10 protein-coding genes and 1 tRNA gene are annotated in these 13,714 nt (G+C 63.6%); 3 read left to right on the forward strand and 8 right to left on the reverse strand.

Annotated features, from left to right (window positions below):
• Positions 1-72 precede the first annotated feature (72 nt).
• The 3 genes from AC6H34_RS09935 to rpmB all read right to left on the reverse strand — a co-directional run bounded on the left by AC6H34_RS09935 (position 73) and on the right by rpmB (position 2,961).
• Positions 73-681, reverse strand: coding sequence for a FecR family protein (locus AC6H34_RS09935; RefSeq protein WP_497538700.1), 609 nt, complete (start codon positions 679-681; stop codon positions 73-75).
• A gap of 611 nt (positions 682-1,292) precedes the next feature.
• On the reverse strand, positions 1,293-2,297 hold the full coding sequence (locus AC6H34_RS09940; protein WP_497538701.1) for a TerC family protein: 1,005 nt from the start codon (positions 2,295-2,297) through the stop codon (positions 1,293-1,295).
• Positions 2,298-2,667: 370 nt separating this feature from the next.
• Positions 2,668-2,961 carry a 50S ribosomal protein L28 gene (rpmB, locus tag AC6H34_RS09945; RefSeq protein WP_448150191.1) on the reverse strand — a complete coding sequence of 98 codons (294 nt, stop codon included), beginning with the start codon at positions 2,959-2,961 and terminating at the stop codon, positions 2,668-2,670.
• Between the two features lie 249 nt (positions 2,962-3,210).
• Between rpmB and AC6H34_RS09950 the strand changes: the two genes are divergently transcribed.
• The 3 genes from AC6H34_RS09950 (at position 3,211) to AC6H34_RS09960 (ending at position 8,165) form a co-directional block, all read left to right on the forward strand.
• A tRNA-Thr gene (locus tag AC6H34_RS09950) sits at positions 3,211-3,286 on the forward strand.
• A 183-nt stretch (positions 3,287-3,469) separates the two neighbouring features.
• Positions 3,470-7,294, forward strand: a complete 3,825-nt coding sequence (locus AC6H34_RS09955; protein WP_497538702.1) for a caspase family protein — start codon at positions 3,470-3,472, stop codon at positions 7,292-7,294.
• Between the two features lie 118 nt (positions 7,295-7,412).
• Positions 7,413-8,165, forward strand: a complete 753-nt coding sequence (locus tag AC6H34_RS09960; protein ID WP_448150189.1) for a GolD/DthD family dehydrogenase — start codon at positions 7,413-7,415, stop codon at positions 8,163-8,165.
• Positions 8,166-8,219: 54 nt separating this feature from the next.
• Here AC6H34_RS09960 and AC6H34_RS09965 read toward each other — a convergent pair whose 3' ends face one another.
• The 5 genes from AC6H34_RS09965 to AC6H34_RS09985 all read right to left on the reverse strand — a co-directional run bounded on the left by AC6H34_RS09965 (position 8,220) and on the right by AC6H34_RS09985 (position 13,551).
• Entirely contained in the window at positions 8,220-8,930 is a 711-nt protein-coding gene (locus AC6H34_RS09965) for an HAD family hydrolase (RefSeq protein ID WP_497538703.1), read from the reverse strand.
• 44 nt (positions 8,931-8,974) lie between these two features.
• Complete coding sequence (locus AC6H34_RS09970) at positions 8,975-10,042, reverse strand: ROK family protein (protein ID WP_497538704.1); 1,068 nt, start codon at positions 10,040-10,042, stop codon at positions 8,975-8,977.
• An 86-nt stretch (positions 10,043-10,128) separates the two neighbouring features.
• On the reverse strand, positions 10,129-10,560 hold the full coding sequence (locus tag AC6H34_RS09975; protein ID WP_497538705.1) for a hypothetical protein: 432 nt from the start codon (positions 10,558-10,560) through the stop codon (positions 10,129-10,131).
• 67 nt (positions 10,561-10,627) lie between these two features.
• Positions 10,628-11,023: a hypothetical protein gene (locus AC6H34_RS09980; protein WP_497538706.1), complete on the reverse strand. Its 396-nt coding sequence runs from the start codon at positions 11,021-11,023 to the stop codon at positions 10,628-10,630.
• Positions 11,024-11,268: 245 nt separating this feature from the next.
• On the reverse strand, positions 11,269-13,551 hold the full coding sequence (locus AC6H34_RS09985; RefSeq protein ID WP_448150184.1) for an NADP-dependent malic enzyme: 2,283 nt from the start codon (positions 13,549-13,551) through the stop codon (positions 11,269-11,271).
• Positions 13,552-13,714: the final 163 nt, after the last annotated feature.

Consider the following 13,714-nt stretch of genomic DNA (forward strand, 5'->3'; position numbering starts at 1 on the left):
CAACGGACCCGCCCTACTTGCATACGGCGGCGAGACCGCCGGCCCGAAGCGGGCGAGGCCCTCGGGCGATTCTCAGGTCACGCTTGCCAGCGCCTGCGCGATCCGCGTGGTGCCCCACGACTTCGGCGGTGTCGGTGCCACGTTGCGGCTCTTGAGATCCGTGCCCTGGCCATTGGTAAGCGTTACTTCGCCCTTGCGCGTCCTGACCGTTACCAGACCGTGTTCGACGAAGACTCCGAAGACGCCGTTGCTGGGGCCGGCGAAGAACTTGGTGCCACGCGCCGCGATGAGGCCGAAGGGCGTGGTGACGTCAAGCGGGCCGGAGGGCTTGTCGTCCGGGCGATCGAACAGGATGGCGCCTCGCTCGAGCACCAGCTCGCCGCCACGGTCGACGAGGAACTTGTCGATGCGCACGCGCGTCCGCTCGCCGAGCGACAAGCGTGTCATCTCGCCGAGCTTGGCGGCGAGCCGGGCGCCCGAGCCCGTCGCCAGCATGTCGTCGATGAAGACGGAATCGCCGACCGCCAGGCTGCGCTTTTCGCCTCTGAGCTGGCCCGTCGTCTGACCGGTGACCTGAACGACCGAGCCGGCCTCGACGATCTGCATGGCGGCCGCGGCAAAGCCGGGGCGGACACCGGCAAGGGCAAGCCCGATCAGCAGGGAACGGCGGTGAATGAGCATGATGGCGCTTCCTTGTCGAAACCCGCCCGCTTCCTCGGGAAGCAAGGCGGGAAACCAGCGAGAGAAAATCCTACTCCGCGGGCGATAAGGCAAGGATCGTATCTGCGCCGTGACAGGAAACACGCCGCGGCACCGGCGGAAGGGCGCAGGCCGGAGCGGGCGCGTGGCACGATGCCCGCGAGAGGAGTCAGTAGGCCCGTTCGCAGACACGCTGCCGGCGGACGACATGGCTGCCATGACAGTCGTCGTAGACCCGCACCTTGCGATAATAGTGGTGCGGACGGAGCTGCTTGTAGTACCGCGGCTGGTAAATCCTGCTGGGCAGCCACCGTCATACTGGGCGAGGGCGGGCAGCCGAGCAAGCCCGCCAAGTTCCACGACGGTCGCGAGCAGACCTGGCGCGACAGGCCGAGGCCTAGAGCGTTTTGTGTTTTGACGGAATCGGCAAAACGCAAAGACGCGTCGAAAAACAAAGAGTTAGAGAAAAGCGGCGTTTCTACCTAGACGCGCTTTGCTCTAGGCTTCATTGCCGAGAGCATCCAGGCCCGTCTGTCTCCGCCGAAACGGATCAATCCCGACGAGAATCTGAATTATCGATACACGCAGGGATATCAGTGGGCCGGAGGCAGGTCCGGGGCGTTGTGACCCCTCGTCTTCCACAGCGAGAAGAGGATGCCTCCGCCGATGATGGCCAGCGTCACGGCAAGCGCAAGCGCCGAGTCGACCTTGCCGACGAGATGGCTCCAGTAGATCTTGCCGCCGATGAAGACGAGCACGATGGCCAGCGCGTATTTGAGGTAGTGAAAGCGGTCGATCATGGCGGCCAGGGCGAAGTACAGCGCCCTCAGGCCGAGGATGGCCATGATATTGGCGGTATAGACGATGAAGCTGTCCGTGGTGATCGCCAGGATCGCCGGCACCGAATCGACGGCGAAGATGATGTCGGCGACATTGATCACGATCAGGGCGAGGAGAAGCGGTGTGGCGTGGAGCAGCGTCCGCCCGCTCGCGGCATCCTCGCGGCGCACGAGAAAACGGTTGCCGTGCAGCCCGTCGGTGACGCGCATGTGCCGCCGCAGGAAGCGGACCAGCCAGTTCTCCTTGAACTCGGCGCCCTCGTCCTTGGCCACCAGCATGCGGATGCCGGTGAGGATCAGGAAGGCGGCGAAGAAGTAGAGCACCCAGCCATAGCTCTGCACGATGCTGGCGCCGGCGAGGATCATGATGCCGCGCAGGACCACCGCGGCCAGGATACCCCAGACCAGGGCGCGATACTGGAAGGCCGGCGGCACCGCGAAATAGCGGAAGATCAGGGCGATGACGAAGACATTGTCGATCGACAGCGACTTCTCGATGAAATAGCCGGTGAAATAGTCGAGCGCCGGGCTGGTGCCGTCGGGCCGCTCGCCCAGGCCCCACCAGATCGCACCGCCGAACAGCATGGCGATGACGATATAGATGGCGGAGAGCCTGAAGCTCTCGGCAACGCCGAGTACCTTGTCGTCGCGGTTGAGCACGCCCAGATCGAAGGCGAGCAGCAGGACGACGAAGGCGAGGAAACCGAGCCACATCCAGACGGGCTGGCCGGCAAAATCGGAAAACAGGATGTCGAGCATCGAACCGGACCCATATGCTTCGAGTTGATCGAAGCCGGCTCCGACATCACGGAAGGCAAGGACAAGCCATCCGCCAGAGGGGCCCGGTAACCGGCGGCCCTTGATCGCCGATTTCTGGCCAAGGGGTCAAGGGGACGCGGATTAAGCTTTGGTTAGGTAGCGGGGGCAGCTCGAGGGATGCGCATCCTGCCGAAGGGCACAGGATCGGAGCGGCAGTCTCCGGCCGCCACGATCGAAAACAAACTGTCCCGTCGAAAGGAAGGGTGGCCTCACCGGACCGGCGCTCCGTACAGGATCACCCATGCCCACGCCAATGTAAAAAGGCCGGGGCACAAGCCCCGGCCTCGAATTTCTCAAGGAAGCGGTGCGCTTACTCGGCGGCGGCCGCGACCTTCTTCTCGATCTCGCGCTTCAGGCGCAGGGCGCCGGTCGACAGATCGGAGCTGCTGGCCTTGATCAGCCACGCGTCGAGGCCGCCATTGTGCTCGACCGTACGCAGGCCGGCAGTCGACACGCGCAGGCGGACCGAGCGGCCCAGGGTGTCGGAGATCAGCGTGACATTGTGCAGGTTCGGCAGGAACTTGCGCTTGGTCTTGCGGTTCGAATGGCTCACCTTGTGGCCAGACTGAACGCCCTTCTCGGTCAGCGAGCAACGGCGGGACATGGTACTATCCTTCTCGATCGGAACGGCGCCGCTCACGCGAGGCCTCAGGCAAACAAAAAGCCGCCACCCGGGATGGGTGCCGGTCATCCGCCAGAAAATGTGTGCGTTGCTATAGTCGGACCCTCGTGCCGCGTCAAGAGTATCGGCAAGAGGACTTGCCTTCTGCCGCGCTTGCCTGTATCAGGGCGACGCGTCTGCAAGGCTGCTCCGAGACATCGCGACGGCCACCATCCGGAAGACGCCCTTGGCGCCGCTTTAGCTCAGCCGGTAGAGCACATCATTCGTAATGATGGGGTCGCGTGTTCGAGTCACGCAAGCGGCACCAGTCTTCTCTTTAAAGCTCTCCCAGTCGGGCGCCATCTGGCGCAGCGCAGATAAGCATCTGCAGCCGGCCAGCGCTGGTCTACCTCTTAAGACTACGCCTGCCCCCGTAAAGGGTTAATGGCGCTTTCGATGCCCTTCAATACAGTTGAGCTCGGGGCGTTCGACATGGATGCGGGTGGGCTTGATGATTGCGTTTCGTCGCATTGCACTGGTTTGTCTTTGCGTTTTCTTCGGCATTCCTGTCTCGTCCAGTGCCGACGACCGTTCCGGCCTGCGGGGGCTGTCACGGGTGGATCAGGAGCAGCCCGTGACGATCGAGGGCATGCTGACCTATCCCGGGGAAAGCCTGCCTGACGATCTCGAAGTATGCGCGGTAGACATCGCCACCGCCAGGCAGACCTGCACGTCGAAGCGGATCCGTCTCAAGCGCAAGGGCCGGCCCGAGGGCTATCGGCTGCAACTGCCCGCCGGCAGCTATCAGGTTTATTCCCATACGCGCGAGAGCGGAAAGGAGACGAGGGCCTATTTCACCGACTTCGTCATATGCGGATATCAGGGGCCGAGCTGCCCTTCGCACAACGTCATGGCCGTGACGCTCGCTCCGGGCTCGAAGCGCAGCGACGTCGAGCCGGGGGATTGGTATACGGAGCAGCCCGGCGGCGCCGTGACACCCGACACGGGCCCCACGGCAGCGGAAGTGGCGCCTCCCCTGCCGCAGCAGCAGGCCGTGCAGACGCCTCAGCCCAAACTGCAGGAGGGCAAGCGCTCCTACCGGCTCATCGGCCGGGCCGACAGGAGCTGCGAGGAGGCGAAAGGCGTCCTGTCGATCTTGCGCAAGAGCCTGACGGTGAAGCCCGCGAGCGGTCCCGACGCGCAGGCCGGGGAGATGACGTCGCTCACATGGTCCCTGGGGGGCCAGCCCTCGCAGGCACCGGCCTACCTGATCCTGGCGGTCGACCATCCCGTGCGCGTGGAAGGCAAGGGCTTCTACACCCTGCTGCCGGATGCCATTGCGCCATTCCGGCTGCAGCAGTTCAAGGACAGGACACGCATCATCCTGCCGCTCCACCTGCAATCCACGCCGCGGCAAGGTAGCCTCGACATCCGCCCCCTGCGGGCCGGTACCCTCACAGTCTCAGCCGAGATCGTCGGCGTCGCCCGCTGCGGGGAGCTCGCCGACCCGGCGCCGCGCACCTTCGACCTGACGGTGCGGGCAGGTACCCCGGAAATCGTCATAGCCGACAAGTTCGAAACGAACAGGCCGGACCAGAGTATCGCCTCGCCCGACGGCACGCGTCGTATAGACATTTTCGGGCCCCGCTGGCGGCTGATCGACACGCGCAGCGGCGCACAACTCTCCGACAGAGTTGGCAGCGAGCCCCGTTTCTCGCCGACAGGCCGCTTCGCCATTGCCCTGGCCGAGGATCGATTTACCCTCTTTGATGCGGTGGACGGCATGCAGATTCGCCAGTTGTGGTCCGGCAGCCAAGATCTGGCATGGGACGACAGGGACAGCTTCCTGGTGATCGGAGCTGGAGGCAACGGACTCATCAATGTCGACTATCCCTCGAACGAAACCGATCCGCAGCTGCAGGTCGGCGACGGTTGCAGGATATGTTCAGCCGTCCAGGCCTCGGCCGTGAAGATCGACCTTGAGAACAACCTTGTACTGGGTAAGGGAACGCCTGCCTTCGATACGGTTGCCGACGCTTATGCACGATTGCTGACAGGCAGCGCGACGTTCCGCGATGTTCGCAACAAGCCCCGCAACGGCAGCATTGAAAGCGTCGACGGTCAACCTGTCGTGTATTCCAGCTCGATAAGCGCCTTCGCGGCACCCTACCAGATGGTCCCGCTCGACATACCGGACAAATGGGATTTCATCGATGGTCTGAAATTCACCGTGCAGGCCAGGGCCTATTCCGGGGATTCGCGGGAGACAGAGAGGTTCCGCGCTGCCATCGGCAGGTTCCTCGTTCCTCCCCTGCTCGTCGCCACAGCGGGAGACAGGTCGCCTGGGCCGGTCGATGCGATCGTCGCCGCCACAAGGGGCATCGGCCGCATCCCGCTGTCGCCAGCTTCGATCGCATCGAAGCAGGAGCGACGCCTGGCGGAGTTTGGGTTGGAACTGAATGCGGGCCAGTCCCTGTCGGCGATACAAGCCGATACTCTGCTTCGCCGCGGCAGCAATCAGGGCGTGCTCATTTTCAGAGACGACCGCAAGATCCACGTTCAGGACTTGTTGGCGGATGGCGGAGAATGCGGTAGCGCGGTACGTGGAGCTGATGGAAGTGCGACCATCATGGCCTACGAACCTCGCCTGGAAGAGCTCCGGACACCAACCTTCACGCTCACCTTCTTCGGTGGAAACTGCAACAGTGGAAGTGCCGGCTTTTTGACGCCGCAGCGCTTCGTCGTCGATTCACGTCACCCGGGCGAAGTCTTCGACCTGTTGGAAGGCATAGGCGAGAACCCCTTCAGTACGAGTGACAGATGCCCGATAGCGTTGGGCGCCTGCGGTATCTCAGGAACGTTCTTCTTCGATCGCTATCTGGTGGTATGGTCGAAGGAGAGCTTTGCAGCGATCGTCTACGATCTTGAAACCCACAAGGTTCTTCATTCCCTCATCAATCTGCCATCCCCCGAAGTCATGCAGCGCATGTCGCTGTCCCGGGATCTCAAGACCCTCACCAAGATCGACGATGACGGCGGCTTCCAGGTCATCGACCTTACTCGCAGCCAGAAAACGCCCGACGGCAGATATACGCCCCAATCCGTGCTGGCGCCCGTGGTCCTTTCGGGCCGCGTCGTCGATGACGAGGTCGTCGTCATGACGCCGAGCGGCCAGTTCGATGCCACGCTGGAGGGCGCCAGCTTCGTTTCCATGAAGCTTCCCGGCCGCTCCGGCGAGTATACGCTGCAGCAATATCGCGACGTGCTTCATAAGCCGGGCCTCCTGAGACGCGTACTCGCCGGCGAACGCTTTCCCGCCCTTGCCATCGACAGGTTTCCGCCGGTCATAGCTCTGAAGACGAGTCCCGCGGCCGGGCGTGTGCGCGCCCAGGTCGATATCCTCGAGGAGAAGGCCGGAAGCCTGAGAATCTACCAGGATGGCCAGTTCACCGACGAGATCACGGTTGACGATGGGGCTTCTTCTGTCAGCGTCGATGTGGCCCGCCTTCCCGGAGCGCGCTGGATCGCGATCGTCGCGAAAGGAACATCGGGCCTCTACAGCCAGGCCCTGACCTTCGATGCCGGTCCGTTGCCTGGAAGCAAGCGGCGCATCCATCTCATCAGCGTCGGCATCGACCGCTACGACGATCCCAAGATCAACCAGCTCGAACTCGCGGCCAGCGATGCCAAGCGCTTCCACCGCGCCATCGAAGGCAGGGCCGGCCCGTCCGAGGAGATCGTGTCCGATGCACTGCTGACCGATGCCGGCGCCTCGAAGGACGCGATCCTCGGTAGCCTGAAGCAGGCAATCGGCAAGGCTGAGGCAGGCGACACCATTCTGCTCTTCGTCGCAGGCCATGGCATCCAGACGCCGGACGGCAGCTATTTTCTCGCCACGACGCAGACCCGGCTCGGCGACATCGAGAACACCGCCCTGCGATGGACGGAGCTGGCCGCCCTGCTGGCCGGTTCGAAGCTCCGCGTGGCCGTCTTCCTCGACAGCTGCCATAGCGGCAGCGCCGGCACCGGTTTCTTCGCCACCAGCGATACGACGACGAACGCACTCATCGACAGCATGCCCTCGGGCATCGTCATCTTCAGCGCCGCCAAAGGGCGGGAACTGTCCGAGGAATCGCCATCGCGCGGGGGTGGCGTCTTTACCGATGCCATAGTCAGGGCCATTGCCGACAAGGATACCGATCTGAACGGCGACGGCATGCTCGAAGCCTCCGAACTCTATGCCGGCGTGAAAGGTGCGGTGATGAAGGCCACGGATGGCCGCCAGACTCCCTGGTTTGCGCGTAACGACATGGTCGGCGACTTCGTGCCCTTCTGAACGAAGGGACTGGACGGTTTGTCGCAAGAATGGCTTGCTCACTTGTAAGACAAACCGGCCTTGGTAGGATCGCGCGCACAAGAAGGGGGCCGGTGCCTCCAGCAGCGGAGGAAGCCCTATGACGTTCGAGGAAAACTACGACCTGACCGGACAGGTCGCCATCGTCACCGGCGCGGCAAGCGGCATCGGCCACGCGATTGCAGTGGTGCTTGCCGAGCGCGGCGCCACGCTGGCGCTGGTGGATCGCAGCGACAAGGTATCCGAGACCGCCCGTGCGTTGGGTGAGCGGCATCTGGCCTTCCAGATGGACGTCACCGACGAAGCCGCCATCGAGCAGATGGTGGAGGACGTCGTGGAGCGGCAAGGCCGAATCGACATCCTGGTGAACAATGCAGGCATCGGTCGTACCGCACCCTCCGAATCGCTCTCCAGCAAGGACTGGCACGAGCAGCTTGCCATCAACCTCACCGCGCCCTTCCTGCTGACGCGGGCAGTTGGTGCCCGCATGAAGGCACGGCAATATGGCCGCATCGTCAGCATGGCCTCCCAGGCCGCGCTGGTGGGCCTCGACGGGCATGTCGGCTACTCCGCCACGAAGGCGGGGCTTCTGGGCATGACGCGCGTCTGGGCACTCGAATGGGGCCCGCACGGCATTACCGCCAACGCCATCTCTCCCACGGTGATCGAGACGCCGCTCGCCAAAGCGCACTGGGTCGGCGAAATCGGCGACAGCTTCAGGCGCAAGATTCCCGTCGGCCGCTTCGGCCAGCCCGAGGAGGTCGCCTTCGCCGTCCTGCACCTCGTGAGCAAGAGCGCCGGCATCATCAATGGCGAGAACATGGTAATCGACGGCGGCTACACCGCGACGTGAGGGCGCTTTCCTCAGGGAGCGGTCGACTTGCCCCAGGCCGCGAGCGCTGCCACGCTAGCTCGCCACCCGCAGGCGATCGTGAAGAATCGCGACATCCTGGAGATCGGTGGCGATCATCCGGTCGATCAGTTCGCTCACGCCCGTGCCGCGCTCGCCGTCGGTGACGATATCGACTTCCTTCATCAGGGCCGGGATGGCGTTGGCAACGGCCACCGCGCAGCCGCAGGTCTTGATGAAGGCATGGTCGTTTTCGGCATCGCCCACGCCCACGACATGCCTTGCATCGACATCGAGGTGCCGCAGCGCGGCGGCGAGTCCGGTCGCCTTGTTGACGCTGGACGGCAGCACCATCACCGCGCCCTTGTTGAAGATGATCTGAAGTTCCAGGCCGAGGTCGCGGATGGCCTGGAGCACCTCCACCTCGTGAGGCTCCCATGTTGCGATGATCGCGCGCCCGACTGAGAGGCCGGGCACCTTGATCGCCTGCAGGCGCTCCACGAGATCCTTGGAGGCGGGTTCCGCCAGCAACGTCTCCTCCTTGCTCTCCGGATCGTAGAGAAGCGCTCCGTTCTCCGCGACGATGAGATCGAAGAGGTCGAGCCTTGGACAGACCTCGATGAGATCGTCGAGTTCCCGGCCGGTCACGAGAATCGCCCGGCGCCCGGAATAGCGCAGGCGCTCCAGCGCCGCCGCCGTGTCGTCCCTCAGGACACCATCATGAGCGATGGTACCATCGTAGTCAGTGGCTAATGCGCGAAAATACATGAATCACCAAGTGGTTGGTGCTATCCAACATTGTATGTAGCCGGCTATTCATCCTTCTTCGTCGCCTTGTTGGTATAGCGTGCGTTACCCAGTCCCGTACCGATGGTCAGGACGCCCCACCGTTTCACATCCTGCATGAAGGGCACCTCGGACAGCCCCTGCACCACCGCGTCGTTGTGCAGGACGACATAGGTCGTCTCGCCAGCGATCTCCGGTATCGCCCTGATGAGTGCAGCCGGCAGGTTGAATTTCGGCGCTTCCCAATTGGCGCCGGGCAGGTTCTGGCCACCCCAGGCGATCGAGCCGTCCTGCTTGATCACCCCTGGGCAGCCGACGCCGATAACCGGGGCGAGGCCCAGCTTTTCCTTACGGGCGCGGGCAATGAGATCCTGCAGCATCTCGACGAGGCGTTCGATGGCGGCACCGCGAGCAGGTTCGTCATCGGCATGGCGCCAGAGCTCGGATTTCCAGACCTCGGCATCGGCGAGATCCGGGGAACCCTTGATACGGCTGATCACCACCCCCGCGCGGATATTCTTGCCGCCGATGTCGACCGCGAGCATGCCGTCATGCCCCATCAGGCTCCAGGCTGGCATCAGATGCAGCGAGCCGATCAATCCCGCCTCGTCCGGATGGTGGCGGATCGGCCTCAGCTCGATGCCGATCTTCTCCGTCTTGAGCAAGGTCTCGGCCCGGGCGATGGCCAGCCGCCCTACCCGGCTTTCCTTGAAGCCTCCGCCGATGACGATGCGCTCGGTGCCTTTCCAGGTATCGGCGCGCAGATAGCGCTTGATCACCCCGGCGAGCGATTGGGCGAATTCCTCGACCGCACCGTGCACCAGCGCGGAGGCCTTCAGATCGTCTCCGACGAGGAGGCTGTCGATCTGCTTGCGCTTGAGCTCGTCGGTGGCGGCTTCGCCCAAGGGGTCGTCCCCCTGTTTGCGGAAGAGCTTGCGCAATTCCTCGAGCTTTTCGAGGAAGGCGCCCGTGTTGGCGCGATCGCCAATGAAGCCTTCCTTGTCGCGCAGCCCGATATTGTAGCCATCGATGCTGACCGAGGGCAGCTCGGATGCACCATGAATCAGGAATTGGTGGTTCTTGTGCTCATTCATCGGGACGCTCGCGGTCGGACGAGGCAGGTCAACATGCCCTGCCAGAACACCCGACCGCTCGCGAAAGTTCCTGCGCGTCCGGCCCCCTACATCGGCGCCGGCACGACCGTGACGTTGTAGGTCACCGTGGCGCTGCGCTCCATATGGAGGCGATCCAGCCAGCTCTGCCGGACGACGAAGCGGTCCTCGCCGTTCACGGAACTGGCGAACAGGATCGTGTTGTTTGGGCCGGTGCGGACCTTGCCATGGCGAGGCGGCTCCATAATGTCGAAATGGTAGCCTATCGGCGCCATCGGGCGTCCCCAACGGATGGGACACCAGGGGCCTCGCGAGAGGCCATCCAGCTTTGCCGGTCGCGGCACCTTGGCATTCACGACTGTCCAGCTGACGTTGACCTCGCAGTCGCCGCAAACTCGTACGGGCAGGGTGGAGCAATAAGGTCCGGCAAGCGCGGGCGTCACCGCGAGGGCGCCTGCCGCGGCCAGGGAGAGTGAAAGGAGGCGATAGCGATTGATCATGAGAATTCCGGTTTGGGGCAGGCGATGTTGGGAGAGCCTTGCGCCCGTGATGAGCGCACGAAGGCCTCTAAAGGCTCGGCACGACATTGATGGTGTAGGTGACCGTTCCGGTCATCGTCCTGTTGGTCGGGCTAAGCCAGCTCTGCTTCAGCACCACGACGTCGCGGCCGACCTTCTCACCACGATAGGCCAACCGATAGTCATGGGTACGCAGGGTGCCCAGTTGAGGACTCTTGACGACCTCGAAGCGTTGGGAACCTCCAAGGCTGCGCCAATCGAAATAGCAGAAGGCCCTGGCAGCTTCCGGCCCCTTCGGAGCGAGCACGACGTTCCATGTCGCGGAAGTGGAGCAGCCATCGCAGAGACTGACAGTGGAGTGCTGGCATTTCATGGCAGCGGCGGCTGCCGAAGTCATGGCCGCAAGGCACAGGATGGAAAGCAGGGCACCATGGGCAAGGCGCATCGACGCAAACCCTCTTTGAGCGGGCTGCTTCGCAGCCATCGCCTGAAAACCCCCCGCTGCTACTCGTTTCATTCCCTAGGGGTATTCGCAAGGGCTGCCACGGTATGGACATACCAAACGTAGAAATATATTCCGAGTAACGCGGCAGCAGATAGTCCCGATCCGCCAGGAGAGAACGACACTATACTAAAAGAGCGCCGCTACCCGAGGTAACGGCGCCCATTCCTATTGCCGGGAAAAGACGATCAGCCGCCGATATTGGCCGCCGCCAGCACTGCCATGTTGACGAGATCAGAATCCTTGGCGGCAAGGGGCACGATCTGCACAGGCTTGTCCAGGCCCACGAGCATCGGCCCGATCACCGTGGCGCCGCCAAGCTCCTGCAGCATCTTGGTGGAGATGGAGGCGGAGTGGAAGGCCGGCATGATCAATACGTTGGCTGGCCCACTTAGCCGGCAAAACGGATACAGCGCCATGGCGTCGCGGTTTAGGGCGACATCCGCGCCCATCTCGCCGTCATACTCGAAATCGACCCGCTGGCGATCGAGAATACGGACAGCCTCTCGCACTCGCTCGGCACGCTCGCCCTCGGGATGTCCGAAGGTGGAGTAGGCAAGCATGGCGACGCGGGGTTCATATCCGAGACGCTTGGCCACCAGTGCCGCCTCAATGGCGATGGCGGCCAGTTCCTCCGATGTCGGCATGTCGTGCACGGCGGTATCGGCCACCAGCACGGTACGCCCGCGTGCGATGGCGATGGACAGGCCGATGACGCAATGGCCGGGCTTGTCGTTGATCACGCGGCGCACATCTTCCAGCGCAATCGAATAGTTGCGGGTGAGGCCGGTGACCATGGCATCGGCATCGCCCATCGCGACCATGCAGGCGGCGAAATGGTTGCGGTCGATCGAGGCCAGGCGGATGCAGTCGCGCATCAGGTAGCCTTTGCGCTGCAGCCGGTCATAGAGGTACTGCGCATAGGCGTTGGTACGCGGGGAGATGCGGGCGTTCTGGATTACCATGCCCTCGCGCAGCTCGACGCCGGCGAAGGCAGCGGCTGCCTCCACACGGTCCTCGCGGCCGACCAGGATTGCGGTGCCCAGGCCCTGGTTGACGAAGGAAGCGGCGGCGCGGATCACCGCCTCCTCCTCCCCCTCGGCGAACACCACGCGCTTGGGCGAGCGCCTCACCTTGTCAAAGATGCGAGCCAGCGTGCCGGCGACCGGATCGCGGCGGGCCGACAAAGCGGCGCGATAGGCATCGAGGTTCTGGATGGGCTTTCGGGCGACGCCGGTCTCGATCGCCGCCTTGGCGACGGCCACCGGAAGGCGGGTGATCAGGCGCGGATCGAAGGGCACGGGAATGATGTACTCCCGCCCGAAGCGCGGGCGTGCGCCCTGATAGGCGGTGGCCACGTCGTCAGGCACTTCTTCCTGGGCGAGTTCGGCCAGCGCCTGTGCCGCCGCGATCTTCATCTCCATGTTGATGGAGGTGGCATGCACGTCCAGCGCGCCACGGAAGATATAGGGAAAGCCGAGGACGTTGTTCACCTGGTTGGGATAGTCGGAACGGCCGGTGGCGATGATGACGTCATCGCGGACGGCATGCGCCTCGTCCGGCGTGATTTCCGGATCCGGGTTGGCCATGGCGAAGATGACCGGGTTGGGTGCCATGGAACGCACCATCTCCGGCGTGAGCGCCCCCTTGGCCGAGAGGCCGAAGAAGACGTCGGCACCGTCGAGCGCCTCGGCCAGCGTGCGCCGGTCGGTCTCGGCGGCATGAGCGGATTTCCATTGGTTCATGCCGTCGGTACGGCCCTTGTAGACCACACCCTTGGTATCGCAGAGCAGCACGTTGTGGGGTGCAAAACCCATGGCCTTGACGAGTTCGACGCAGGCGATGCCCGCTGCACCGGCGCCGTTCACCACCAGGCGGGTGTTTGAGATGTCGCGGTCAGTGAGCTTGAGGCAGTTGAAGAGGCCTGCGGCAGCGATGATGGCGGTGCCATGCTGATCGTCGTGGAAGACCGGAATGTCCATCAGTTCCTTGAGGCGCTGCTCGATGATGAAGCATTCCGGCGCCTTGATGTCTTCGAGGTTGATGCCGCCGAAGCTCGGTCCCAGATAGCGCACCGCATTGATGAAGGCGTCCGGGTCCTTGGTATCGACCTCGAGGTCGATGGAGTCGACATCCGCAAAGCGCTTGAACAGGACGGACTTGCCTTCCATCACCGGCTTGGAAGCCAGCGCGCCGAGATCGCCAAGGCCGAGGATGGCGGTCCCGTTCGAGATCACGGCCACCATATTGCCCTTGGTGGTGTAGTCATAGGCAAGCGAGGGGTCTTCCGCGATGGCGCGGACGGGCACGGCGACGCCCGGCGAATAGGCGAGCGACAGGTCGCGCTGCGTCGCCATGGGCTTGGTGGGGGAGACCTCGAGCTTTCCGGGCTTGCCCTGCTGGTGGAAGGCGAGCGCTTCCTGATCGGTGAAGCTGGGACGGGCTTGGCGCGGAAGTTTCTTATCCGACATTATAGTGGCGTTTCCTCTTGTTGGGCGCCGACCCTAGCGGGTGGAATGACGGCCAACAAGGTGTTTCGGAAATTCGACGGCGGATACAGGACAGTCGAGGGCTTGTCGGGTGCACGGCCAGCGCCCATGGGGATAGAATGAGCGGACGGTGCAGTTCTCTGCC

Source organism: Labrys sp. ALF-8 (assembly GCF_059699065.1).

Coding starts and splice junctions, on each gene's coding strand:
- AC6H34_RS09940 (WP_497538701.1), bottom strand. CDS start 2,297: ATGCTCGACATCCTGTTTTCCGATTTTGCCGGCCAGCCCGTCTGGATG.
- AC6H34_RS09955 (WP_497538702.1), top strand. CDS start 3,470: ATGATTGCGTTTCGTCGCATTGCACTGGTTTGTCTTTGCGTTTTCTTC.
- AC6H34_RS09980 (WP_497538706.1), bottom strand. CDS start 11,023: ATGCGCCTTGCCCATGGTGCCCTGCTTTCCATCCTGTGCCTTGCGGCC.
- AC6H34_RS09985 (WP_448150184.1), bottom strand. CDS start 13,551: ATGTCGGATAAGAAACTTCCGCGCCAAGCCCGTCCCAGCTTCACCGAT.
- AC6H34_RS09935 (WP_497538700.1), bottom strand. CDS start 681: ATGCTCATTCACCGCCGTTCCCTGCTGATCGGGCTTGCCCTTGCCGGT.
- rpmB (WP_448150191.1), bottom strand. CDS start 2,961: ATGTCCCGCCGTTGCTCGCTGACCGAGAAGGGCGTTCAGTCTGGCCAC.
- AC6H34_RS09975 (WP_497538705.1), bottom strand. CDS start 10,560: ATGATCAATCGCTATCGCCTCCTTTCACTCTCCCTGGCCGCGGCAGGC.
- AC6H34_RS09970 (WP_497538704.1), bottom strand. CDS start 10,042: ATGAATGAGCACAAGAACCACCAATTCCTGATTCATGGTGCATCCGAG.
- AC6H34_RS09960 (WP_448150189.1), top strand. CDS start 7,413: ATGACGTTCGAGGAAAACTACGACCTGACCGGACAGGTCGCCATCGTC.
- AC6H34_RS09965 (WP_497538703.1), bottom strand. CDS start 8,930: ATGTATTTTCGCGCATTAGCCACTGACTACGATGGTACCATCGCTCAT.